Source organism: Megasphaera sp. NM10, from assembly GCF_000417505.1.
GTDB lineage: Bacteria > Bacillota > Negativicutes > Veillonellales > Megasphaeraceae > Megasphaera > Megasphaera intestinihominis.
Window position 1 is genome coordinate 1 of sequence record NZ_APHY01000004.1, and the last position, 19,211, is coordinate 19,211.

Here is a 19,211-nt window from a genome sequence, read left to right on the forward strand (position 1 = left end):
CTTATCGCTGACGGACTTCAAAAGTGCCAAAGCCGATGATCTGTACTTTATCACCCTGGGTGAGGCTGTCGCTGATAGCTTCGAATACAGCTTTTACAGCTTTTTCAGCGTCTTTCTTGGTCAAATCGGATTTCTGTGCGACTGCAGCGATTAATTCTGTTTTGTTCATGATACTAGGTCCTCCTTTAAATCGTTACATCTGCGTAACGCTAACTGTCTGTATTTTCCTTCTGCCGTTCTATCTGTTTGGCCTCCTGCCAGAACGAGTCGAGCTCATCCAGCGAAAAAGCATCCCACGGCCGGCCCGACTGGCGGACCCGGTCCTCTACGTGAGCAAAGCGGCGTCGGAATTTACAGTTAGCCCGATGTAACGCACATTCCGGCTCTATATGATAGTGTCGGCATAAATTTGCAAAGACAAACAGGACATCCCCAGCTTCTTCTTCGGCGTGGACGGAATCTCCTTCGCCAAGGGCCTGACGGAATTCCTCCCATTCTTCATGGAACTTATCCCAGACGCCCTGGACATCGGGCCAGTCGAAACCGGTCTTAGCCGCTTTTTCCTGAAGTTTATCTGCAGCCAGGAGCGACGGCAGTCCGGGAACGACGCCGTCCAGCAGGTGAGCATGCTGCTGGCGTTGTTCGCCTTGCTTTAATCTATCCCAGTTTAACATACTCGTACCTATGTTTTCAAGGCTTTTTTGGCTAAAAACGTAGGGATGGCGCCGAATCATCTTATCTGTGACGTCTTTTACGACATCTTGAGCCGAAAAAAGGCCTTTTTCCTGGGCGATGCGGGCGTGGATGGCGACCTGATAGAGGATGTCCCCCAATTCCTCGCGGATGCCCGCTACGTCGTGGCTGTCGATGGCATCGAGCATTTCATAGACCTCTTCGATGAGGTAGCGGCGCAAGGTCCGATGGGTCTGGGCCCGGTCCCAGGGGCAGCCGTCTTCGCGGCGCAGGCGCGCCGTCACGTCGACGATGGGCGTTACGTCGAAGGGCATGGCCTCAGCACCGTCCCCCTGCCGCTTCCGGGCCTCTTCGATGAGACGGCACACGGCCTGGGCCATCGCCGGTCCACCCGGGACGGTATGGACGACGGCATGGAGGCGGCTTTCGCGCAGCAGCAGCTCAACGATGGGCGCATAAGTCTCGGCAAAAGACTGGCCGTCCTGGCCATACGAATCCAGGGGCTTGTCGTCGCTCCCCAGCGGGATGATCTTGATTTCCATAGCAGTTCCTCATTTCCCGGCAAATATGCCTATGCCTGTCATTATAACACGGAGTCCGTCATTTGTCGCGGCCTGGCAGGAAAAAGGGCGTCCCACAGGGCCTGGCGGACATACGGGCCATAGGTTCCCTTGAGTATCGCCCCCGGCCCCTGACAGGCCGCCGTGACGATATCTGATAGGATTCGGGCCTGGGCAGCTGAAAAAGCGCTATGCCTGCCGGCCAATCCATGCAGATTCCGGAGGGTAAAGGCCGCCCGTTCATAGTCTTCCTTGACGATGAGCCAGCGCACCTGGAACAGGGCCTGTACATCGCGGTGAAAGCGGCGCAGGCCGCCGCAGCGGTCCCACCAATCATAGAACCGCTCCTCCTGTCTGCGGCGCAGGCTCAGGCGCAGCAGGGCCACAGACGGGCGCAGATAGTGCTGGCGGTCATACGTGCCGGGAGGCTGCCGCTGCTGGAGCTGCCGGGCCCGGTCGTAATAGCCCTCGGCCTGGTCATAGGCCCATCGGGGGCGGCTGGTCAGCGGCCATTGACCGACCCGTTCCAGGAGGACGCCCAGAAGATAGGGATATACCGGCTGGTCCGGCTGCTGTCGGCAGGCCGCGAGCAGTTCCCGGACCATACGGCGGCAGCGGCAGATCCGGCCGGCCTGGCCCTTCGCCTGCCCCAGGGGCAGGCCATAGAGCAGAGAGATTTCTTCCAACAGAGATGAGCGCAGGGACAAGTAATGGAAGTCCTGGCGGAAGTGATGAGTCGGATACATGGGCAAACCTTCTTTCTTTTTCCATTTGCCCCCAGTGTAGCAGGGAAAAATGAAAAAAACCTGAAAAGCAGTGCTTTTCAGGTTAAAATTTGCTGAGAAAATCATTTCTGGCTCAGTTTCGTCAGCAGGCGGATGAGTTCGGCCTGTTCGTCCTCACTGAGGCGGTTCATGAGCGTCGAAATGCGCAGATAATGGCCGGGCAGTACTTGGTCCATGAACTGGCGGCCCTGGGCCGTGAGGCTGACCTTTTTGCCCCGCTTGTCTTCCTGATCGATGACGACCGTCGTCAATCCGTCGCGGACCATGCGCTTGACCATGGTCGTAATCGTCGCCCGGGTCACGCCGGTCTTCTCAGCCAGCTGTGACGGTGCAATACCTTCCGGGCTCTGGTGCAGGACGATCATGACCCGCAGTTTCCCCTGGGACAAGTGGTATTGCTTGGCCAGGACGTCGTTGATGGACGAGCGGATGATTTCAGCGGCCTGGGAGATGCGCAGCATGGCCAGGACCGCCGACGGTTCGATTTCCGGAATGATCCGGGCGTGTTTTTCCAATTTTTCCCGCGTCGGGAATGCTTCAAATCTCATACGTCTTCCCCTCTTTTGATTAGCTTGCTAATTAAAATTATAAGATAAAACGAGGAAAAATACAAGCATTTTTCCTCGTTTTACGGAAATATTTTTATAACATATGCGTTCGATTTACATATTCTTGCTACGCAGGTCAGCTAAGATTTCCTGGACGCGGGCGACGGCCTGGTCGATAGGAACGACTTCCTGTTCGCTAGTCCGGCGGATCTTGATTTCGACAGTGCCTTCGGCAGCGCTCTTCTTGCCGACCGTGACCCGGACGGGATAGCCGATGAGGTCGGCGTCGTTGAACTTGACGCCAGCCCGTTCATTACGGTCGTCGAGGAGGACGTCGGCCTTGGCAGCCTGCAGGGCCTGATAGAGGTCACCGGCGATGCGGACCTGATCCTGATCTTTGCTGCTGACCGGGACGATGGCCACTTCAAAAGGCGCGATGGCGACAGGCCACATGATGCCGTGTTCGTCGTGGAACTGTTCGATGGCAGCGGCAATAGTACGGGTGACGCCAATGCCGTAGCAGCCCATGACGTAGGGTTTGGCCTTGCCGTTCTGGTCAAGGAAGGTCGCATGGAGGGCTTCGGAATACTTCGTGCCCAGTTCAAAGACCTGGCCGACTTCGATGCCGCGGACGATTTCGATGGGTGCACCGCAGTGCGGGCATTTGTCGCCGGCGACCATGTTGCGGATGGTCGTGACCGTCACGTCTTTGAAGTCCCGCGACGGATTGACGTTCTGATAGTGATAGCCGGCCTTATTGGCACCGGTTACGCCATTGGGGACGTTCATGGCCGACGGATCGACGAGGACGAAGAACGTTTCATTATCCGGTTTATCGGCACCCATGGGGCTCATGTAGCCCGGCTGGAGGCCGTGGGCCTTCAATTCGTCTTCCGTCGCCGGTTCGATGACATTGCCGCCGACGAAATTCTGGACGGCGACGTCATTGACTTCATGGTCGCCGCGGACCATGCAGAGGACCGTCTTTTCGCCGTCGATAGTGAAAGCGACGGCTTTGATCGTCTTTTCGACGGGAATGTGGAGGAACTGGGCCAGGTCTTCAATGGTCGAGCAGTTCGGCGTTTCGATGAGTTCTACATCTTTGGCGTCTTCTGCCGGCATTTCGATGGCCTGAGGAACGGCTTTTTCAATATCTGCTGCATAATCGCACTTCGAGCACGATACGATTTCGGCTTCGCCGGCCTGGGCCAGGGCCATGAATTCATGGGTGTGATTGCCGCCGATCTGGCCGCTGTCGGCTTCGACGGGCTTGAAATTCAGGCCGCAGCGCGTGAAGATGCGCGTATAGGCATCGTATTCATCCTGATAGCTCTTGTGCAGGCCTTCTTCGTCGACGTCGAAGGAATAAGCATCTTTCATGACGAACTCACGGCTGCGCATGAGGCCGAAACGCGGGCGGATTTCGTCGCGGTATTTATTCTGCATCTGCCACAGCGTGACGGGCATCTGCTTGTACGAGCGCAGTTCATTGCGGACCAGGGTCGTAATCAATTCTTCGTGTGTCGGCCCGAGGCAGAAATGATTGCCATGGCGGTCTTCGAGTTTGAACATTTCCGGGCCATAGGCATTCCAGCGGCCCGATTCATGCCAGATTTCAGCCGGCTGCATAATGGGCATCATGATTTCCTGGGCGCCGATGTTGTTCATTTCTTCGCGGACGATGGCTTCGATCTTGAGTTCGACCCGGCGGCCTAAAGGCAGGAAAGAATACAAGCCGCCGCCGTTCTTGCGGATCATCCCGGCTTTCAACATATACTGATGGCTGGCGATTTCGGCGTCTGCCGGGATTTCCCGCAGCGTCGGACTATACAATTTCGATGCTAACATGAGTTAAGACTCCTTTGCAATGGTTTTTTCAATTTCTTCCAGCAGGCTGGACACGAGCCGGTCTTCCGGCACGGTGCGCAGGACCTGGCCATGAGAAAAGACGATGCCCTTCCCCTTACCGCCGGCAATGCCGAAATCGGCTTCCCTGGCTTCACCGGGACCGTTGACGACACAACCCATGACGGCGACCTTGATGGGCACAGTCAGATGAGAAATGGCCTCTTCCACTTCCTGGGCCAGGTCGATGAGGTGGACCTGGGTCCGGCCGCAAGTCGGACAGGAAATGAGGGTCGGCCCGAAACGGCGCAGGCCAAGGGCACTGAGGATGGTCTGGCCGGCCTTGATTTCTTCGACGGGATCGCCCGTCAGGGATACGCGGATCGTATCGCCGATGCCTTCGTGGAGCAGCGTACCGATACCGATGGCCGACTTGATGCTCCCTTCACGGACCAGGCCGGCTTCGGTTACGCCCAAGTGCAGGGCATAAGGCACCTTATCGGCCAGGGCTTCATAGGCTTCGATCATCAAGGGCACGTCGGAGGACTTGAGGGAAATGACCATGTTGCGGTAATCCATGCGTTCCAGGATGCGGATATGGCGCAGGGCCCCTTCGACCATGCCTTCTGCCGTCGGATGGCCGCCGCTCTGAGCCAGGATATCTTCCGGCAGGGAACCTGTATTGATGCCGATACGGATGGGGATTCCCTTAGGACGTACTTTTTCGACGACTTTGACGACATTGTCGTCAGATCCGATATTGCCCGGATTGATGCGCAGGGCCTGGACGCCGCTGTCGACGGCGGCCAGGGCCAGGCGGTAATCGAAGTGGATATCGGCGACAATGGGGATATCCACGGCCTGAACGACGGCGGCCAGGCCTTTGGCCGCTTCCATATCGGGAACGGCGAAGCGCAAGATTTCAGCGCCATACGATGCCAGGCGGCGGGCATCGACGACGGCTTCGGCCATATGGGCCGGGTTGACCGTCGACATGGTCTGGACCGATACGGGTGCATCGCCGCCGATGGTGACGCTGCCCGCCTGGACGGGAAGAGATTTTCTACGTTTCATGCAAGGCCTGCCTTTCTAAAAGCGGCTGATATCCTGAAACATGGCGAAGAGGAACAGGGAGCCCAAGAGGACGGCCCCTGTGACCTGGATGTAGTACAACGCCCGTTTCGGCATCCGCCGGCGCGTAATACCTTCGAGAATCAATAAAATAATATAGCCCCCATCGAGGAGCGGTACGGGCAGGAGATTCAAGATGCCCAGGTTGAGGCTGAGGAAGGCCGTGAACATGAGCAAATTGGCAAAGCCCGATGCAGCGACCTGACCGGCCAGCTGAGCGACGCCGATAGGACCGGCGACTTCGGCCTTTTCCCGGCCCGTCACCATATCATAGAGGCCGACGATCATGAGCTGGCAGAGCTTGCCTGTCCGTTGGACGGCCATGCCCGCCGATTCAAAGAAGCCATGAGCTTCTTTGGTCGTCATGGGCATGACGCCGAGCATGGCTTTCTTCGAGGCGCTGTCTACGTCAGGCACCATTTCGACGCCCTGGATCTGGCCGTCCCGTTCGATTTCCACGGTAACGACGGCGTGGCTGTATGGCGCGACGGCCTGAGAAATATCAGACCATTTGGAAATTTCCTGGTTGCCGATGCGGACGATGCGGTCGCCGGCTGCAAGGCCCGACTGTTCGGCCGGTGAGCCGGCGATGGTCGAGCCGACGACGGCTTCCGGCGAAACGGTCACCGTACCGACGACGAAGAACAGGCCCCACAAGAGGACGATGGCCAGGACGAAGTTCATGATACCGCCGGCAGCGATGACGATCATGCGCTTCCAGACAGGTTTGCTCAGGAAAGATTTATCGTTCAAGTCTTCCTCTTCCGTCATGCCGGCGATGCGGTTGAATCCGCCAAGAGGAATGGCCCGCAGGGAATATTCTGTATCTCCGCGGCGTACACTGTACACTTTGGGACCAAAGCCGAGTGCGAACTCATCGACCTGCATCCCCGCCCACTTGGCCGTCGCGAAATGGCCCAGTTCGTGGACGAAGACGATGACACTGAAGACGAAGATCGTCGCTAAAATAGTAAGACCCACGGGAAATCCCCTTTCTACAGCAAGGAAGCAGCACAGCGGCGGGCCCAGGCATCGGCCTGGCGGATAGACGCCAGGGTGACGTCATGCGAGACCGTGTGCCGTTCCATGACTGTACGGACAATATCAAAAATACGCGTAAAGGAAATCTCTTTACGCAGAAAAGCATAGACGGCGACTTCATTGGCCCCGTTGAGGACACAGGGCATGGTACCGCCGATGCGGCCGGCTTCATAGGCCAGGCCGATGGATGGGAACTTCTCGTCGTCAGGCGGGAAGAATTCCAGCGTCCCCAGCGTCTTCCAGTCGATGGGCCGGGCGCCGCGGACGGTCATCCGTTCCGGATAGGTAAAGGCGTACTGGATGGGCAGGCGCATATCGGGCATGCCCAGCTGAGCCAGGACAGAACCGTCGATGAACTCGATCATGGAATGGATGATGCTCTGCGGCTGGATGACGACTTCGATCTTGTCGAAGGGCATGTGGAAGAGCCAGTGGGCTTCGATGACTTCCAGGCCCTTATTGAACATCGTCGCCGAATCGATGGTGATCTTGCCACCCATGTTCCACGTCGGATGCTTGAGGCACTGTTCGACCGTAATCGACGAAAATTCCGACGCAGGCCGGCGGAAATGGGGTCCGCCGGAAGCCGTGACCAGCAGTTTGGCCACTTCTTCCGGGCGGCGCCCCTGGAGGCACTGGAAGATGGCCCCGTGCTCGCTGTCGACGGGCAAGATGCGGACGCCGCGGGCTGCGGCTTCCTTCATGACCAGTTCACCGGCAGCGACGAGGGTTTCCTTGTTGGCCAGGGCGATGTCCATCCCCTTCTCGATGGCGTGGAGCGTCGGTTCGATACCGGCGGCGCCGACGAGGGACGTCAGGACGATCTGGGCGTCGCATTCATCGATGAGTTTCAAGAGGCCGTCACTGCCGGAAAAGACAGTACACGCCGGACCGACGGCACGGCGCAGTTCATCAGCCGCCTTTTTGTCGACCATGCAGGCCCATTTCACCTGATGGTCCCGGACCTGGCGGGCCACTTCCTGCCAATGGGAATAAGCGGCGACGCCGGCCAGGCGGAAGGCCTCGGGATGGGCGTCGATGACGTCGACGGCCTGGGTCCCGATAGAGCCGGTACTGCCTAAAATCAAAATATCCTTCATTCCCTGCCCTCCTTTAAATGACCAGCATCAAATAGACGTACATAGCCGGCGCTGCAAAGAGCAGGCTGTCGAAGCGGTCGAGGACGCCGCCGTGGCCAGGGATGATGTTCCCCGAATCCTTGACGCCGCAGACGCGCTTCAAGATGGATTCGACCAGATCGCCTAAAGGAGCCATGATGCCGATGATGACGCCAATGGCCAGGGCGTGGAGGACGGAGAATTTAAAGATGAGCGAAAAGATGATGGCCACGGCCAGGGTACCGACGAAACCGCCGATAGCACCTTCGCGGGTCTTGCCGGGGCTGATGGCCGGGCAGAGCTTGACTTTGCCCATCATCTTGCCGACGGCAAAGGCAAAAGTATCGCTGGCCCAGGTCGAAAAGATGAGGAGAAAGACGAAGAACCGCGCCGGTTCCAACATGACGGCGCCGAAGCTGCTGCCCATGAAGGAAGCCACAGAGCCGCTGCGCAGGGCCAGCATGGCCAGAAAGCCACAGCCGATATAGAGCAGGCCGTACAAGGTATAGGCACTGTCTACGGGCTTAATCTTGTTGTGGAAAAAGACGGTCCGCAGCATGAGCCAGAAAAGGAGGCCCAAGGCCAGGACGAGCATGACCTTGGTGCTGCCGAACCAATAGGCGGCCAGCATGGCGACGAGCCATACGGCACCGCACTTGTCGGCCGTCACGGCGTGGAGCTTGTGGACCAGGTTGCCGTATTCATACCAGGCGACGAGGGATAACAGGGCCATCATGAGGAAAAACAGCCAGTTCCCTTCGTAAATCACAAAAATCGTAAAGGCACCACCGACGATGCCTGTCAGTATTCGTTTTGCCAACATATCATATACCTTCCCTGATTTATTTTAAGCCGCCAAAGCGCCGTTCCCGGCCCTGGAAGGACAAAATAGCTTCGACCAGGGTATCTTTGCTGAAATCGGGCCAGCAGAGCTGGGTGTACCAGAATTCGGCGTAGGCCATCTGCCAGAGGAGGAAATTGCTGACCCGCTTGTCCGCACCGGGGCGGATGAGCAGATCGACGTCATTTTCCGGCTCCGTATAGAGATACTGGGCCAGCGTCGCTTCGCTAATGTCTTCGGGGCGGATCTGGCCGTCCCGGACGGCTTCTGCCACTTTGCGGGCAGCCTGGGTGATTTCCAGGCGGCCGCCGTAATTGACGGCGACGTTGAGGATAAGGCCCGTATTGGCGGCCATTTCGGCTTCGGCCTGAGAAAAGGTATCCTGCAGGTCCGGATGGAGCCGCTTCATATCGCCGATGACGTGGAGCTGCACGTTGTGTTCCTTGAGTTCCAGGAGATTCTTGCTCAGGTAACTCTTCATGAGCTTCATGATGTACGACACTTCTTCATCAGGGCGCTTCCAATTTTCCGTAGAAAAGGCATAGACCGTCAGGACCTTGATGCCCAGGTCGTCGGCAGCGACGACGATGCGCTTGAGCGTATCGGCACCGGCGCGATGGCCGTAACTGCGGGGCAGGCCCTTGCGCTTGGCCCAGCGGCCATTGCCGTCCATGATGATGGCTACGTGGCGGGGAATGTTGTTCGGATCCAGCATGGCTTCGGACACGGAGCCTGCTGTTTCCTTCTTTTTGCCAAAAAAGTTAATCATGCTGTACGTCTCCATTTCGCAGGGCTGCCGCTACGGATCCGCTCATCTCCAGGCTGTCGTTGACCAAGAGGCAGACTGTGCCGTCATCCCGCCGCTGGGCGCGGATGACATAGGTCTGCTCAGGGTCGCAGTGGAAAAAGTGGCTCCGCGACAGCGTCCGCTCTATGACAAAAGGAATATTTTTTTCCTGTAATACAGATTTGGCATACCGTAACGGCATGCCAATAAAAATCCGTATATCCATCATACGGCCATGACTTCTTTTTCTTTTTTCGCTTTGATTTCGTCGATGACCTTGATTTTTTTATCCGTCAGCTTCTGGATGTTTTCCTGACCTTCTTTGCTGTCATCTTCCGTGACTTCCTTCTTCTTTTCCATCTTCTTGATGGTTTCGTTGGCGTCGCGGCGGATATTGCGGATGACGACTTTCGAGTCTTCGGCAATCTTGCTGACTTTCTTGCTCAGTTCCTTACGGCGTTCTTCCGTCAGCTGGGGGATTTCCAGGCGGATGATCTTGCCGTCGTTGTTCGGGTTCAGGCCCAAGTCGGACTTGAGGATGGCCTTTTCGATTTCACCGAGCATCTTCGGTTCCCACGGGGCGATGGTGATCATGCGCGGTTCCGGAGCGGCCACATTGGCGACCTGTTTGACCGGCGTCGGCGTACCATAGTAGTCGACGGTGATCCGGTCCAGCAGCGACGTGCTGGCGCGGCCCGTGCGGATCGACGACAATTCCCGTTTCAGGGCTTCGATGGTCTTGTCCATCTTTTCTTCGTGCTGGGCAATGATTTCTTTTACTTCCATGTCAATCACTTCCTTATTTTATTTTTATAAGTATATCATACAGCTTTTAGTCTTCTTTGTCGACTACAGTGCCTAAATCTTCTCCACTGGCGGCTTTGACGATGTTCCCCGGCTGGTCGATGTTGAAGACGACGATGGGGATGTTGTTGTTGCGGCAGAGCGTCGTAGCCGTAGCATCCATGACCTTCAGGTCTTTGTTGATGACGTCGAGATAGGTCAGATGCTTGAACATCTTCGCATCCGGATTGAGTTTGGGATCGCTGTCATAGACGCCGTCGACGCCGTTCTTGGCCATGAGGATGGCATCGGCTTCGATTTCAGCAGCCCGCAGTGCGGCTGTCGTATCCGTCGAGAAGTAAGGGTTGCCCGTACCGGCACCGAAGATGACGACGCGGCCTTTTTCCATATGGCGGATAGCCCGGCGGCGGATATACGGTTCAGCGACCTGCTGCATGTTGATAGCCGTCTGGACGCGGGTAGCGACGCCGTTCTTTTCCATAGCGTCCTGGAGGGCCAGGGAATTCATGACCGTAGCCAGCATGCCCATGTAGTCTGCCGAGACGCGGTCCATGCCTTTAGCCGAGCCGGACAGGCCGCGCCAGATGTTGCCGCCGCCAACGACGATGGCGACCTGGACGCCGAGCTTATTGACTTCGACGACCTGCTTGGCAATGGTTTCGACCGTTTCCGGGTCGATGCCGTAACCCTGTTTGCCAGCCAGTGCTTCGCCGCTCAATTTCAATACGATGCGATGATACTTTTTCGATTCCATAAAAGAAGTGCCTCCTCTGTCGGTATACAAGTCCAATTAGAAAATAAGAGAACACGGGTTGGGTGTTCTCTTATGCAATCTTATTTAGCTTGTGCCATTACTTCGGAAACAAAATCATCGTTCCGTTTTTCCAGGCCTTCACCCAATTCATAACGCGTATAACGGCGGATGTCGATTTTTTCACCGATCTTAGCGATGGCTTCCGTAACGACCTGCTGGACCGTCTTGTCAGAATCTTTGATGAATTCCTGATCGAGGAGGCAGTTTTCTTTGTAGAATTTTTCGATACGGCCGACAATCATCTTTTCGACGATCTTTTCCGGTTTGCCTTCGTTCAGGGCCTGCTGGCGGAGAACTTCTTTTTCGTGTTCCAATACGTCAGCCGGAACTTCTTCGCGTTTGAGGTATGCCGGTTTTGCAGCAGCGATCTGCATTGCAATGTCTTTGCAGAGTGCTTTGAAGTTATCTGTCTGAGCGACGAAGTCCGTTTCGCAGTTGACTTCGACGAGAACGCCGATACGGCCGTTGCCATGGATGTAAGAATAAACCAAACCTTCAGCAGCGATGCGGTCTGCTTTCTTAGCTGCTGCAGCCAAGCCGTGTTCGCGAAGCAAGTCGACGGCTTTTTCCATGTCGCCGTTGCTTTCGGTCAATGCTTTTTTGCAGTCCATCATGCCTGCACCGGTTTTTGTTCTTAATTCTTTTACCATTGCTGCTGTAATAGCCATGAGTATTCCTCCTAAAAGTAATGTGAATTATACAGTTTGAAGAAAGGTAAGAAGCAAAGGCTCCTTACCTTTCTATAATAACCATTCAGTTCTCAAAGAACGAGTAATCTTATTCTGCTGCTTTTTCTTCAGCGGCTTCAGCACCTTCAGCGGCGCCTTCTTCAGTCTGTTCGCCCTGGTTGCCTTCGAGGACAGCGTCAGCGATCTTGCCGGTCAAGAGTTTGACGGCGCGGATAGCGTCATCGTTAGCCGGGATCGGATAGTCGATGACATCGGGGTCGCAGTTGGTGTCAACCGTAGCGATGATGGGGATGTGAAGTTTGCGGGCTTCAGAAACAGCGATTTCTTCTTTTTTCGGGTCGATGATGAAGAGAGCGTCCGGGAGTTTCTTCATGTCTTTGATGCCGCCGAGGTATTTCTGAAGTTTTTCCATTTCATGTTTGAGGAGCGTAACTTCTTTCTTCGGCAAGAGTTCGAACGTGCCATCTTCGGCCTGTTTTTCCAATGTCTTCAAGCGTTTTACGCGCTTTTCGATGGTCTGGAAGTTGGTGAGCATACCGCCGAGCCAGCGTTCGTTGACGAAGTACTGGTTGCAGCGTTCTGCTTCGTTTTTAATGGATTCCTGGGCCTGTTTTTTCGTGCCTACGAAGAGGACTTTGCCGCCTTCAGCAGCCAGGTCGCGGACAAAATTGTAAGCTTCGTCCATTTTCTTAACGGTTTTCTGCAAGTCGATGATGTAGATACCGTTACGTTCGGTGAAGATGAAACGAGCCATCTTCGGGTTCCAACGGCGGGTCTGATGACCGAAATGAACGCCGGCTTCCAATAATTGTTTCATAGATACTACTGCCATAATTGTAATTCCTCCTGTTTTTTCCTCCGCCCGGTCATCGCTCATCTTCACCCTTCCCCACGGGGAACGGGCACAGTGCTGAGCTCGCCAAGCGTGTGTATTTTAGGGTTTGGTATTCAAACCTTTGGTATTATAGCATATATGACAAACAAGGGCAAGCATTTTTTCAAATGCCTGCCCTTGCTTTGAGTTGTAAGCTTGCAGTTCGTAGCGGATAATGAAAAATTTAATTCAGGACATAGACCGGTACGGTGTGGCGGCCGAAGTTCATGCAGGCATCGTAGTCTTCCATGCAGAGGTCGATGCGGTTGCCGAGGATGGCTCCGCCTGTATCTTCGGCCCGGGCTACGCCATAGCCGGGAATGAAGACCGTCGAGCCCAGGGGAATGACGTTGGGGTCGACAGCGACGACGCCATAACGGGCCCGCGTCCCCATGCGGGTGATGCACTGGCCGTCGCCGTCCGTCGGCAGATAGGCCGTCGCTTCCATGGTGATGATCTTCTGGTAGTGGGATACATCACCTGTGCTGGTATTGATTTCAACGGTTTCCTTAGTGCCGACTTTGCGGACCAGAGGCTGCATTTCCGAAATGAGCTCCGTCGACAGCGTTTCCTTGTCGGCGACCTGGCCGTCGACGCTGACGATGTTCAGCTTGACCCGCTTGCGGCCGTTCTGCCCTTCCTGGATGACTTTCTCTTCGCCCTGGCCCAAGGTTTCATCAGGGATGCTTTCGATGGCATAGGGCACGACTTCATCTTCCGTGATGGTCTTGCGCGATACGTGGCCGATGACGATGTGCTGCCCCGCCTGGAGCGGTTTCTGGACGTCGCCATAAGGGCGGTACTTTTCCTTATTATAGCCGTACTGTTCGGCGACTTCCTGGGAATTGTGCTTGGCCGTGTAGACTTCCTGGGTCTGTCCGCGGTACTCCAGGGTGACCGGGATGGCCCGGCGCACCTTGACGTAGCTGCCGTCGTCGAGTTTCTGCGTCGAAACATCGATTTCATCGTAATCACCGATGTCGATATTGTTTTCCCGCATCAATGCCTTTTCATTGACAGCGTGGGTATATACCTGGCGGGTTTCGCCATCGGCGACGAGGGTCACTGATTTCCCCCTGTCGATGAACCCTGTCAGGGACACGATGACCAATAAGGCGATCATCGTCGCGTACATGCGTGTAATCGGTCGTTTATTCTTGAATCCAGTCATGCTGAATCGTTTCCAGTCCATGCCATGCCTCCTAATGCTTTTCTTTTCATTGTAGCAAAGACCGGCAGGCTTGTCAATTTACTTGTCTTCTTCAGCAGGACGCGGGCGCAGGACGACGTTGCGGAACTGGCGGGCTGCCTTCTTCCGTTCCGATGTCAGCCGTTCAGCTTCGCGCTGGCATGTATCCTGGGCGTTGACAGACTTGCCCTTGCGTTCGTCTGCCAGGTAGCGGTACGAGCCGTCGCTGTTCATGGCATAGGCCTTGACGTTGTCGTCGAAGTATACTTTCAGGATGCGCTTGATCCGTTCTTTATGCGGCGGGAATTCGACAGGTGTCATCAATTCGACGCGTTCGTTGAGGTTGCGCGGCATCCAGTCTGCCGAAGAAATGAAGACGTCTTCCTTGCCGCCGTTGTAGAAGTAGAACAGGCGGCTGTGTTCCAGGAAGCGGCCGACGATGCTGTGGACTTCGATGTTTTCGCTGATGCCAGGCAGGCCAGGGCGGATGACGCAGATGCCGCGGACGATGAGGCGGATCTTGACGCCGGCTGCCGACGCTTCATAGAGCTTGGCGATGACGTACTTATCGAGGAGCGAATTCATCTTGGCCACGATGACGGCTTTCTTGCCGGCCTTGGCCTGAGCGATTTCCTGATTGATTTCCTGATAAATCGTTTCCCGCAGGTTGAGCGGCGCAACGGCCAGCTTATTCCACTGAGGAGGATCGGAGTAGCCCGACAAGAGGTTGAAGAAAGCCGATGCGTCGACGCCGATGAGGGTATTGGCCGTCAGGATGCCGACGTCCGTATAGATGCGGGCCGTCTTGCCGTTGTAGTTGCCCGTCGCCAAGTGGACATAGCGGCGGATGCCGTCTTCTTCGCGGCGGACGACGAGGGTGATCTTAGAATGGGTCTTGAGGCCCATGATGCCGTAAATGACATGGCAGCCGGCTTTTTCCAGCTTGCGGGCCATGTGGATATTATTTTCTTCATCGAAACGGGCCTTGACTTCCATGAGGACCGTGACCTGTTTGCCGTTTTCGGCGGCCTGGGCCAGGGCGACGATGATGGGCGACTTGCTGCTGACGCGGTAGAGCGTCTGTTTGATGGCCAGGACATGGGGGTCCGTCGCAGCCAGCTGGATGAAGTGTTCTACCGTTTCAAAGGTTTCATAGGGATGATGGACTATGATGTCCCGTTCGGCAATGGCCGACCAGAAATCAGGCGCGTCGATGGCGGCCAGTTCCGACGACGGCTGCGGCGTCACCGGCGGATAGCGCAGGTCATCGTAGCCGTCGATGCCGACGAAGGAGAAGAAGACCTTGCAGTCCAGGGGACCCGGAATCGAATAGATGTCCCGTTCTTCGAGCTGCAGTTCATCGCGCAGGAAGTCGCGGATCATGCGCGACGACGAAGCAGCCAGTTCCAGGCGGACAGCCGCCCCTTTGCGGCGTTTCTTCAGGCTCTTTTCGACTTCCATCAGGAGGTCTTCGGCATCGTCGTCGATATCCAGGTCGGCGTCTCGGGTGACGCGGAACGGTTCGACTTCCAGGATGTCGCAGCCCAGGAAGAAGCGTTCCGCATAAGCGGCGATGACGTCTTCCAGGAAGAGGAACTGATGACCTTCATGCTGCTTGCCAGCCGGCGAAACACTGTCCGGGACCTTGATGATGCGGTCGATGACTGACATCGGGACCGGCAGGATAGCCGTCTTGACCGAGCGGTCCCCCTGTTTGCGGCGCAAGAGGACGGCCAGGTTCAGGTTCAGGCTGGACAGGAATGGGAAGGGATGGCTGGAATCGACGGCCATGGGCGTGACGACCGGGTAGATTTCCCGTTCAAAGAAGCTTTCCAGCCACAGCCGCTGGTCATCGTCAAGGGCATCGACGCCGATGAAGTGCAGGCCGTGAGCTTGCAGCTTCTGCTGGATATCTCCATAGTAGCGGTACTGGTCGCCGACCAGCTTATGGACCATGGACTGGATGGCTTCAAACTGTTCCTGCGGCGTCATGCCGGCGATGTCGATGTGCTTGACCCCGCTTTCGACGAGGTGCTTGACACCGGCGACGCGGATCATGAAGAATTCATCCAGGTTCGACGCTGCGATGGCGATGAAATTCAGCTGTTCCAGCAGCGGGTTGGACGGGACGATGGCTTCGCGCAGGACCCGTTCATTGAATTTGACCCATGTACATTCACGATTTAAAAAATATTGAGCATCCGTAAAATCTGCCATGATTATCTTATCCTTTCACTAATTTCGTCGAAATGCCAAAGACTTCGGCAAAGTCGACGGCCATTTTCAGGTATGTCCAGCGTTCCAGAGAAATATCGGCATCGGCCGTATAATGGACGACGATCTCGTCTTCCCTGAGTTCCGCCCGGATGGCGCTGATTTTCCCTAAATGGCTCTTGTCCAGGGAATCGGCCAGGCGGAAAATCGCCGTCAGCTTAGCCGTAATGACCTTCTGCCGTGGCGTCAGGGAATGGTAGACTGGCGACGCTTCCTGCAAGGTACCGTCAAAGGCATAGTAGAGGACGGCGGCCAGGATTTCCTTTTCATCGTCGGCCAGGCCGAAGAGGTCCGTTTCCCTGATGAGGTTATACGTGCAGAGGTTGTGTTTGCGGATATTGATGAATTTCCCCGTTTCGTGGAAAATCGCGGCCAGGCGGAGCAGATAATTATAGCTGTAATCGAGGCCGATGAACTGGTACAGCGCCTGGAAGAGGACGTTGCAGTATTCTTCGATGCGGGCGGAATGGATGGAATCGGACAAGTACTTCTTGGCCAGGCGGCGCATCATGTCCAGGAGCAGGCCCTGGACATGGGCCATATAATCGTTATGGGTCTTTTCGGCCACATAATACATGGTATAGCCTTCAGTAAAGGTCGTCGGCATGACGACCAGCATGTCGATATCGACGATGCGCAGCAGTTCATAATACAAGAGAATCGTCGGCATGATGACATTGGCCAGGTTCTGGGACAGGCCGAAGCGCTTCATGAGCTTGAACGGCGTGACGCCGTGGAAGGAATAGACGAACTGGCGCAGTTCATCCGGCGTGATCAGGAAGAGGCCGTTTTCACTGGTCTTGCCCATGAGGCGTGCCACCAAGTTGGCTCCGCGGCCAGACAGGACGATATACTTGATATCATACTGCTGGACGCCTTTCCAGAGCGGATAAAGGGTGCCGTAGATATATTCGCGCACAGCCGTCGGGAACGTCAGCTCGTCACGCTGTTTTTCCGTAAAATTTTCCAGGATGCGCAGGGAGCCGATGTGGATATTCTGCTGGAATAAGAGGCGGTCCGATTTCCAGCAGGTCAGGCCGACGCCGCCAGACGTGATGTCCAGGAGCATGACGGCTTTATCGGCAAAATTGAATTTGCCTTTCAATACATTATAATAAAGACCAAAGAACTTATAATAGATTTCCTTGGTCATGTGGATGACTTCGACGTCGAAGCCCGTACGGATATGGATCTGGTCAAGGACACTGATCAAGTTGTCGGCTTCGCTGATGACTGTCGTCGACAGGACGCGGACATCTTTGACATCATAGTCGCAAAGGAGCTGGCGGAATCCCAGCAGGACCTGACAGATTTCGTTCAGGGACTGAAAACTGACGTGATGGCGCTGGAATACCGTTTCCCCATATTTTACTTCTCGGGATACATTTTCGATGATTTCCATATCATCCAAAGACGAGTAAGCAATGACCTTCAAGGTCATATTGACCGTCCCGATATGGATGATACCGAAAACATTCCGGGTTTGTTTTTCCATTACTCTCCCCACTTTTCTTGACGGTATAGTTGCTGTCTAGCTGATACTCTTCTTATTATACATGAAAGTCACCGTATGTATGTATATTTTTTGTAAAAATTTTCGGCATGCCTCTCTATTCTGTAGTATAATGGAAAAGGTAAACGATAAACTTGATAAACATCCGCAGAAACGAGGTATACCATGGAAAAATTAGCCATCATCGACATGGGCTCTAACTCCATCCGTTTTGTCGTCATGCAGATTGCCGACAACCAGTCTTATTCCCTGCTCTATCAGGAAAAAGAAGCCATCCGCCTGGGCCACGGCCTGAGCCAGACCGGCGTCATCAGTGAAGAAGGGATGCAGCGGGCCCTGACCTGCCTGCATGTCTATAAGCACATCATGGAAGTCATGGACATCCATGAATGCCGGGCCGTCGCGACGGCAGCCGTCCGCAATGCCAGCAACGGCGAAGCTTTCCTGAAGCGCATCAATGCCGAAACGGGCATCACCATGAACGTCATCACCGGTGAACGGGAAGCGTACTTAGGCTATCTCGGCGTCATCAACACCATCGCCATGAAGGACTTCCTCATCTTCGACCTGGGCGGTGCCAGCGTCGAAATGACCTTAGTCCGCGACGGAGAAGCCGTCCATTCCCTGTCGGTCCCCATCGGCGCCGTCACACTGACGGAAAAATTCGGCACCCAGGGCAATCCTGATTCCGAAGCCATTGCCAGCCTGATGAAATTCGTCCGCAAAAAGATGGCCGCCGTCCCCTGGATAGAGGACATCCAGCTGCCCATCGTCGGCATCGGCGGTACAGCCCGTAACTTCGCCAAAATGGACCAGCGGGCGACGAATTATGAACTGTCGAAGCTCCATAATTACATCATGCCCCTGGAACATTTTGAAAATCTCTATCATGAAATCACGACGCGGACCAGTGCCAACCGCAAGAAAATCGACGGCCTGTCCAGTGAACGCTCTGACCTCATCGTCGCCGGTGCAGCCGTCATCAAGACCATCTTCGACATGACGGGCAGCCCGGAAATGGTCGTCAGCGGCTGTGGCCTCCGCGAAGGTTTATTCTTTGAATACTACGCTTCGTACTGCCAGCTGCCGTCACCGCGTTTCGACGACATCCTCGATTTCAGCGTCAAGAACTTCATCGGTACGCTGAGCGGCATCATCATCAACCAGGCTCACTACGACCAGGTCACGCGCATTGCCACCCAGCTCTTCGACCAGCTCCAGCCGCTCCACGGCTACGGCCCGCGGGAACGCCTCCTGCTGCAGACAGCCGCCCGCATGCACGATGTCGGCAAGATCATCAACTTCTACAACCACGCCCGCCATTCGGCCTTCATGATCGCTCATGCCCCGCTCTACGGCCTGACCCAGGTCGAACAAATCATTACGGGCTTCATCGCCGGCTTCCATCACGCATCAGCCGCAAGATCATCCGGGCCTACCGTTACGCCAACATGGCCTCTGCCGAAGACTGGATCATGATCCGCAAACTCTCGACCATCCTGGCCCTGGCCGAAGCCTCGGACCTGACGTATGAACAAATCGTCACCGACGTCGAAGTCACACTGGCCGAAAACGTCGCCGTCATGATCATCACGACGGCGCCGGGCTCGACGTACAACGCCGCTGACTACGAAATGAAACAACTGAGCAAACAATTCAAAAAAGAATTCGGCGCTTCCCTGCTCCTCGTCTGGAAGTAAGGGTC

At 55.5% G+C, this 19,211-nt stretch carries 19 protein-coding genes and 1 pseudogene; 2 read left to right on the plus strand and 18 right to left on the minus strand.

Features of this window, described 5'->3' with window-relative positions:
- Positions 1–4: 4 nt before the first annotated feature.
- The 18 genes and pseudogenes from NM10_RS00790 to NM10_RS00875 form a co-directional block, all read right to left on the minus strand.
- Positions 5–169, minus strand: a pseudogene (locus tag NM10_RS00790) (HU family DNA-binding protein); the annotation flags it as partial.
- Positions 170–209: 40 nt separating this feature from the next.
- A complete protein-coding gene (gene mazG / locus NM10_RS00795) occupies positions 210–1,235 on the minus strand; it encodes a nucleoside triphosphate pyrophosphohydrolase (RefSeq protein WP_020309729.1) in 1,026 nt (341 codons plus the stop codon).
- Positions 1,236–1,276: 41 nt separating this feature from the next.
- On the minus strand, positions 1,277–1,999 hold the full coding sequence (locus tag NM10_RS00800; protein WP_020724023.1) for a hypothetical protein: 723 nt from the start codon (positions 1,997–1,999) through the stop codon (positions 1,277–1,279).
- Positions 2,000–2,100: 101 nt separating this feature from the next.
- The gene (locus NM10_RS00805; protein WP_020309731.1) at positions 2,101–2,586 is read right to left on the minus strand and encodes a MarR family winged helix-turn-helix transcriptional regulator; all 486 of its coding nucleotides are present in this window, start codon (positions 2,584–2,586) and stop codon (positions 2,101–2,103) included.
- A 114-nt stretch (positions 2,587–2,700) separates the two neighbouring features.
- Positions 2,701–4,434 (minus strand): proline--tRNA ligase, encoded by a 1,734-nt coding sequence (locus NM10_RS00810; protein ID WP_020309732.1) that lies wholly within the window; start codon positions 4,432–4,434, stop codon positions 2,701–2,703.
- Between the two features lie 3 nt (positions 4,435–4,437).
- Positions 4,438–5,505: a flavodoxin-dependent (E)-4-hydroxy-3-methylbut-2-enyl-diphosphate synthase gene (gene ispG / locus NM10_RS00815; protein WP_020309733.1), complete on the minus strand. Its 1,068-nt coding sequence runs from the start codon at positions 5,503–5,505 to the stop codon at positions 4,438–4,440.
- 15 nt (positions 5,506–5,520) lie between these two features.
- Complete coding sequence (gene rseP, locus NM10_RS00820; protein ID WP_020309734.1) at positions 5,521–6,543, minus strand: RIP metalloprotease RseP; 1,023 nt, start codon at positions 6,541–6,543, stop codon at positions 5,521–5,523.
- 14 nt (positions 6,544–6,557) lie between these two features.
- Entirely contained in the window at positions 6,558–7,703 is a 1,146-nt protein-coding gene (locus NM10_RS00825) for a 1-deoxy-D-xylulose-5-phosphate reductoisomerase (RefSeq protein WP_020309735.1), read from the minus strand.
- 13 nt (positions 7,704–7,716) lie between these two features.
- Entirely contained in the window at positions 7,717–8,544 is an 828-nt protein-coding gene (locus tag NM10_RS00830; RefSeq protein ID WP_020309736.1) for a phosphatidate cytidylyltransferase, read from the minus strand.
- A gap of 19 nt (positions 8,545–8,563) precedes the next feature.
- Positions 8,564–9,331, minus strand: a complete 768-nt coding sequence (locus NM10_RS00835; RefSeq protein ID WP_020309737.1) for an isoprenyl transferase — start codon at positions 9,329–9,331, stop codon at positions 8,564–8,566.
- Positions 9,324–9,551 (minus strand): hypothetical protein, encoded by a 228-nt coding sequence (locus tag NM10_RS00840; RefSeq protein ID WP_239639542.1) that lies wholly within the window; start codon positions 9,549–9,551, stop codon positions 9,324–9,326. Before NM10_RS00840 ends, NM10_RS00835 begins: the two co-directional genes overlap by 8 nt.
- A 23-nt stretch (positions 9,552–9,574) precedes the next feature.
- Positions 9,575–10,135: a ribosome recycling factor gene (frr, locus tag NM10_RS00845; RefSeq protein WP_020309739.1), complete on the minus strand. Its 561-nt coding sequence runs from the start codon at positions 10,133–10,135 to the stop codon at positions 9,575–9,577.
- A gap of 46 nt (positions 10,136–10,181) precedes the next feature.
- Positions 10,182–10,907: a UMP kinase gene (pyrH, locus tag NM10_RS00850; RefSeq protein WP_020309740.1), complete on the minus strand. Its 726-nt coding sequence runs from the start codon at positions 10,905–10,907 to the stop codon at positions 10,182–10,184.
- Positions 10,908–10,987: 80 nt separating this feature from the next.
- The gene (gene tsf / locus NM10_RS00855) at positions 10,988–11,635 is read right to left on the minus strand and encodes a translation elongation factor Ts (RefSeq protein WP_020309741.1); all 648 of its coding nucleotides are present in this window, start codon (positions 11,633–11,635) and stop codon (positions 10,988–10,990) included.
- 109 nt (positions 11,636–11,744) lie between these two features.
- On the minus strand, positions 11,745–12,488 hold the full coding sequence (gene rpsB, locus NM10_RS00860) for a 30S ribosomal protein S2 (RefSeq protein ID WP_020309742.1): 744 nt from the start codon (positions 12,486–12,488) through the stop codon (positions 11,745–11,747).
- Positions 12,489–12,714: 226 nt separating this feature from the next.
- Complete coding sequence (locus NM10_RS00865; protein ID WP_020309743.1) at positions 12,715–13,722, minus strand: 3D domain-containing protein; 1,008 nt, start codon at positions 13,720–13,722, stop codon at positions 12,715–12,717.
- Between the two features lie 57 nt (positions 13,723–13,779).
- Entirely contained in the window at positions 13,780–15,936 is a 2,157-nt protein-coding gene (ppk1, locus tag NM10_RS00870; protein WP_020309744.1) for a polyphosphate kinase 1, read from the minus strand.
- Positions 15,937–15,943: 7 nt separating this feature from the next.
- Positions 15,944–17,488 carry a Ppx/GppA phosphatase family protein gene (locus NM10_RS00875; RefSeq protein ID WP_020309745.1) on the minus strand — a complete coding sequence of 515 codons (1,545 nt, stop codon included), beginning with the start codon at positions 17,486–17,488 and terminating at the stop codon, positions 15,944–15,946.
- A 183-nt stretch (positions 17,489–17,671) separates the two neighbouring features.
- Here NM10_RS00875 and ppx point away from each other — a divergent pair, with 183 nt between their 5' ends.
- Both ppx and NM10_RS14315 read left to right on the plus strand, forming a co-directional pair.
- A complete protein-coding gene (ppx, locus tag NM10_RS00880; RefSeq protein WP_239639543.1) occupies positions 17,672–18,985 on the plus strand; it encodes an exopolyphosphatase in 1,314 nt (437 codons plus the stop codon).
- On the plus strand, positions 18,958–19,206 hold the full coding sequence (locus NM10_RS14315) for a hypothetical protein (protein ID WP_239639544.1): 249 nt from the start codon (positions 18,958–18,960) through the stop codon (positions 19,204–19,206). Before ppx ends, NM10_RS14315 begins: the two co-directional genes overlap by 28 nt.
- The last annotated feature ends 5 nt before the right edge of the window (positions 19,207–19,211 follow it).